We start from the raw sequence: 4,864 nt of genomic DNA, 5'->3' as shown, positions 1-4,864 counted from the left end.
CCCGTTTCCGTGCAGAGCATGACGAACACGGACACGGGGAATGTACGCGCCACGGTGTCGCAGATCCGATCGCTCGCGCGGGAGGGGTGCGAGATCGTCCGGGTCGCGGTACCGGACGAAGCATCCGTTCGCGCCTTTCGCAGGATCAAATCCTCCTCGCCGATTCCCGTGATCGCCGATGTTCATTTCCGTCACCGGGTCGCCATCGCGTGCGCGGAGGCCGGCGCGGACGGGTTGCGGATCAACCCGGGGAACATCGGGGGCGAGGCCAGGACTCTCGAAGTGCTTAAGGCGGCACGCGCCCGCAGGATCCCGGTCCGAATCGGCGTGAACGCCGGGTCGCTGGAAAAGGATCTCCTGGACAGGCACGGAGGGCCGACCCCGCGGGCGCTCCTGGAAAGCGCGGCGAGGGCCGTCCGGTTGTGCGAAAAGGCCCGGTTCCGGCAGGTCAAGTTCTCTCTCAAAGCTTCCGACGTTCCGACCACGGTCGAGGCGTACCGCCTGTTCTCGAAGCGGTTCGACTACCCCCTTCACATCGGAGTGACCGAAGCGGGGACGGTATTCTCCGGGACGGTGAAATCGTCGATCGGCCTCGGGATCCTTCTTGCGGAAGGGATCGGGGACACCCTCCGCGTCTCGATCACCGGCCCCCCCGAGGAAGAGGTCCGCGTGGGCTGGCAGATCCTGAAAAGCCTGGGCTTGCGGGAGCGGGGACCGGATTTCATCTCCTGCCCGACCTGCGGGAGGGTCTCGATCGACGTCGCCGGCATCGCCTGCGAGGTGGAGCGGCGGCTCTCCCGCATGACGATTCCTTTGAAGGTGGCGATCATGGGGTGCGCCGTGAACGGCCCCGGAGAGGCCAGGGAAGCCGACGTGGGGGTCGCCGGAGGGCGGGGGGAGGGCCTCCTCTTCGTCCGGGGGGAGGTCGTCAAAAAGGTGAAGGAGAAAGAGATCGTCGCCGAGGTGGTCCGGTTCGCACAGCGGCTGGCGAGGGACGGAAGGAGAAGGCGTTGATCCGGTATTCGGGATACCTCATGCCGACGACGAAGGAGACCCCCTCCGATGCGGAAGTTGCGAGCCACCGGCTGATGCTCCGCGCGGGGCTCATCCGCAAGGTGGCGTCGGGGATCTACAACTACCTCCCCGCGGGCCTCCGGGTCCTCCGGAAGGTGGAGGGAATCCTCCGCGAGGAGATGGACCGGGCGGGGGCGCTGGAGGTTCTGATGCCCGCCGTCATACCGGCGGAGCTGTGGAAGGAAAGCGGCCGGTGGGATGCCTACGGGAAAGAGCTGCTCCGGTTCCGCGACAGGGCGGAACGGGAATTCTGCCTGGGGCCGACCCACGAGGAGGTGATCACCGATCTCGTCCGTCGGGAGGTCCGCTCCTACCGGCAGCTTCCGTTGACTCTCTACCAGATCCAGGACAAGTTCCGCGACGAGATCCGCCCCCGGTTCGGACTGATGCGGGGCAGGGAATTCTTCATGAAGGACGCCTACTCCTTCGACGCGGACGAGGAGGGGGCGGCCGGGTCGTACCGGAAAATATTCGAGGCCTACAGCCGGATCTTCCGGCGGATGGGTCTTGATTTCCGGGCCGTCGAAGCGGACACGGGGGCGATCGGGGGGAGCAGTTCCCACGAGTTCATGGTGATCGCCGAATCGGGGGAGGACGCGATCGTCTCCTGCCAGAGTTGCCATTATTCCGCCAACGTGGAGAAAGCGGAGTGCCCGCCGGGAGAAATAGGTCCCGGCGCGGATCCCGCAACGGGATCCCCCCGGAAAGTGCCCACTCCCGGAAAACGGACCATCGAGGAGGTGTCCGCCTTCCTCGGCATCCCTCCGGGTCTCCTTTTCAAGACCCTCCTGTTCGAGACGGACAAGGGGGACGTGGCCGTCGTGCTGTCGGGGAAGCACGAGGTGAACGAGGTCAAGGTGAAGAACCGCCTCGGAGCCGATTGGGTGAAGCTTGCGGCCGAGGACCGCGTGAGGGAGCTGACAGGGGCGCCGTCCGGGTACGCGGGGCCGGTGGGGCTTTCCGTGCGGATCCTGGCCGATCATTCCGTCCGGAAAATCCCCTCCGGGGCGACGGGCGCCAACGAGAAGGACGCCCACCTGGTCGACGTCGTTCCCGGGAGGGACTTTTCCCCGGAGAGCTACGCCGACATGCGGCTCGTCGAGGAGGGGGACCGCTGTCCCCGGTGCCCGGGCTTCCTGCGCTTTTCCCGCGGGATCGAAGTCGGGCACGTGTTCCGGCTCGGGACGAAATACAGCAAGGCGCTTTCCGCCACCTACCTCGACGCCGGGGGGAAGGAGAAGCCGATCGTGATGGGGTGTTACGGCATCGGCGTCGGGAGGACCGCGGCCGCAGCCATCGAGCAGCACCACGACGCCGACGGGATCATCTGGCCGATATCGATCGCCCCCTTTGAGGTGTGCGTTCTGCCGGTGAACATGAAAAACGACAAACTGGGGAAGGAGGCGGAACGGGTGGGGGAGGAACTCTCCGTCGGGGGGCTCGAGGTGCTGTTCGACGACCGCGAGGAGAGGCCGGGGATCAAGTTCAAGGACGCCGACCTGGTTGGCATTCCGATGCGGGTCACCTTCGGAGAGAAGAATTTCGAGGCGGGCTTCGCGGAGATCCGGGACCGGAGGACGGGGAAGACCGAACGGGTGGAAATCTCCGGGGTCGTCGACCGGGTGTGCGCCGCCGTGGAAGAAAAGAGAAAGGAGTGCGCCCCGTGAAGGAGCGGATCATCGTCGCGCTGGACACCGATTCCCCGGATGCCGCCCTTTCGGTCGTGAAGGCACTCGCGGGGGAAGTGGGCCTGTTCAAGGTGGGTATGGAACTCTTCCCGCGCGGCGGCCCCGATCTCGTCCGGCGGATCCGCGGGGCCGGGGCGGACGTTTTTCTCGACCTGAAGTTCCACGACATCCCGAACACGGTCGCCGGCGCCGTGCGCTCCGCCGCCGCGCTGGGGGTGACGTTCGCCACGGTTCACGCCCTGGGGGGGAGGGAGATGCTCGCCCGGGCCGCGGAGGCCGCGCGGGGGACGGGGACCACGGTCCTGGCCGTCACGGTGCTCACCAGCCTCGATGACTCCGACCTTTTGGAGGCCGGGTTTTCCTCTACCCCGGCGGAAACGGTGCTGCGCCTGGCAGGGATGGCAGTGCGGGAAGGAATCGGGGGGATCGTCTGCTCCGCCCGGGAAGTCGCTGCCGTCCGGGAGCTTGCGGGGAAGTCGGCCGTTCTCGTCACGCCGGGAGTCCGGCTGCCGGAGGACGAGGTCCTGGACCAGAAACGGGTGGTGACGCCCTATGACGCGATACGGAACGGGGCGGATTACCTCGTCGTGGGGAGGCCGATCACGAAGGCCGCCGATCCGGTGGCGGCCGCGAGGCGGTTCGCGGCCGAGATGAAAAGCGCGAAAGAACCAGGCCCGCGGCGGGGGGCATGAAGGCATGTGGGTCACCGGGCAGCACCCCGTGGAGGAAGTCCTCTCTTCCCGGTTGCAGCGGCCAAGGAAGGTTCTTCTTGCCGACTCGGTTCCCGGCAAGGTCAGGGAGGCCATCGGGGAGAGGGCGTCGGCGGCGGGCGTACCCTGCCTCACATGCCCGAGGGAGGAGTGGCACCGCCGGACCGGCGAAAAAGAGGGGGGTGGAATCGCGGCCGAGATCGCCGAATTCCGGTACTCCGATCTCGCCGAATGGCTTGGCTCCCTCCCCGCCAGGACCGCCGCGTTTCTCCTCGACGGGATCACCGACCCCAACAATCTGGGAACGGTTTTACGGAACGCCCGGGCGTTCGGCCTCTCCGGGGTCGTGATCCCCCGGGACCGGTCCTGCCCCGTCACGGCGGCCGTGTTCCGCGCCTCCGCGGGGTCGGCCGCGCACATCCCCGTGGTGCAGGTGACCAACCTCGCCCGCTCCATCGAGACCCTCAAGGAATCGGGATTCTGGATCTACGCGTCCGACGCGGATGGGGAAATCGACGTGTCGGCATTCACGCCCTCCGCCCGGACGGGATTCGTTCTCGGAGGCGAGAACACGGGGATCCGGAGACTGGTCCGGGAGAAGTGCGACGGGTCGGTGCGCATCCCCATGGAGGCCGGCAGCGACTCCCTCAATGTCGGGGTAACCTCGGGCATCCTCGCGTTCTGCGCGCGCGTGCTCCGGCAGGCCTGAAGCGCCGTTCGCGAAAGGGGACCGCTCTCTCGAAAAGCGTTGACATTCGAAAGGGAATAGTATTTAATGCCTCGTTTTGGAATTTACGTTTCCAGCCGACGTAGCTCAACGGTAGAGCGTCTGATTTGTAATCAGATGGTTGGGGGTTCGATTCCCTTCGTCGGCTCCAGAGATCTCCCGGGAGGGGTACCCGAGTGGCCAAAGGGGGCAGACTGTAAATCTGCTGGCAGCGCCTACGGAGGTTCGAATCCTCCCCCCTCCACCATGTTTTCGCCGGAAAAAGACGGCAGGTCAAAACAGTTGACGTTTATGAATTTTATCTATAAAATTGTAAGATTGCAGAGTTTGCGGGCGTAACTCAGTTGGCAGAGTCACAGCCTTCCAAGCTGTTGGTCGCGGGTTCGATTCCCGTCGCCCGCTCCAGAAAAGAACGCGCCCACGTAGCTCAGTTGGCAGAGCGCGTCCTTGGTAAGGACGAGGTCAGCAGTTCAATCCTGCTCGTGGGCTCCACATTGGCGATGCACACCTAAACATCGAGGAGCGGAACGCACATGGCCAAGCAGAAATTCGAGCGCAAGAAGCCTCACGTAAACGTCGGTACGATTGGTCACGTGGATCACGGCAAGACGACGTTGACCGCGGGGATCACGAAGGTGCTGGCGACTCGCGGGCTGGCGCAGTTT

The 4,864-nt window shown here is 65.4% G+C and carries 4 protein-coding genes and 4 tRNA genes; all 8 read left to right on the top strand.

All coding sequences use genetic code 11. The features are described 5' to 3' along the window. Positions 1-1,014, top strand: a 1,014-nt coding sequence (gene ispG / locus VJ307_10600; GenBank protein ID HJX74584.1) for a flavodoxin-dependent (E)-4-hydroxy-3-methylbut-2-enyl-diphosphate synthase, incomplete at its 5' end; no start/stop codon positions are given. Next, positions 1,011-2,741 carry a proline--tRNA ligase gene (locus tag VJ307_10595; GenBank protein HJX74583.1) on the top strand — a complete coding sequence of 577 codons (1,731 nt, stop codon included), beginning with the start codon at positions 1,011-1,013 and terminating at the stop codon, positions 2,739-2,741. The genes ispG and VJ307_10595, both read left to right, overlap by 4 nt. Continuing rightward, on the top strand, positions 2,738-3,454 hold the full coding sequence (gene pyrF, locus VJ307_10590; protein HJX74582.1) for an orotidine-5'-phosphate decarboxylase: 717 nt from the start codon (positions 2,738-2,740) through the stop codon (positions 3,452-3,454). Before VJ307_10595 ends, pyrF begins: the two co-directional genes overlap by 4 nt. Positions 3,455-3,458: 4 nt before the next feature. Then, the gene (rlmB, locus tag VJ307_10585; protein ID HJX74581.1) at positions 3,459-4,181 is read left to right on the top strand and encodes a 23S rRNA (guanosine(2251)-2'-O)-methyltransferase RlmB; all 723 of its coding nucleotides are present in this window, start codon (positions 3,459-3,461) and stop codon (positions 4,179-4,181) included. Positions 4,182-4,275: 94 nt separating this feature from the next. Next, positions 4,276-4,350: transfer RNA gene (locus tag VJ307_10580), tRNA-Thr, on the top strand. 11 nt (positions 4,351-4,361) lie between these two features. Then, positions 4,362-4,446, top strand: a tRNA-Tyr gene (locus VJ307_10575). 82 nt (positions 4,447-4,528) lie between these two features. Further along, a tRNA-Gly gene (locus VJ307_10570) sits at positions 4,529-4,604 on the top strand. A gap of 11 nt (positions 4,605-4,615) precedes the next feature. Beyond that, positions 4,616-4,691, top strand: a tRNA-Thr gene (locus VJ307_10565). Positions 4,692-4,864 lie beyond the last annotated feature (173 nt).

The sequence above is a fragment of the Candidatus Deferrimicrobiaceae bacterium genome (assembly GCA_035256765.1).
Classification (GTDB): Bacteria; Desulfobacterota; Deferrimicrobia; order Deferrimicrobiales; family Deferrimicrobiaceae; genus CSP1-8.
Note: the sequence above shows the minus strand (reverse complement) of the source record. Positions and strands in the feature narration are given on the sequence as shown.

What these genes read in the sequence shown, in the direction of transcription:
- rlmB (HJX74581.1), top strand. Translation starts at nt 3,459, where the DNA reads ATGTGGGTCACCGGGCAGCACCCCGTGGAGGAAGTCCTCTCTTCCCGG.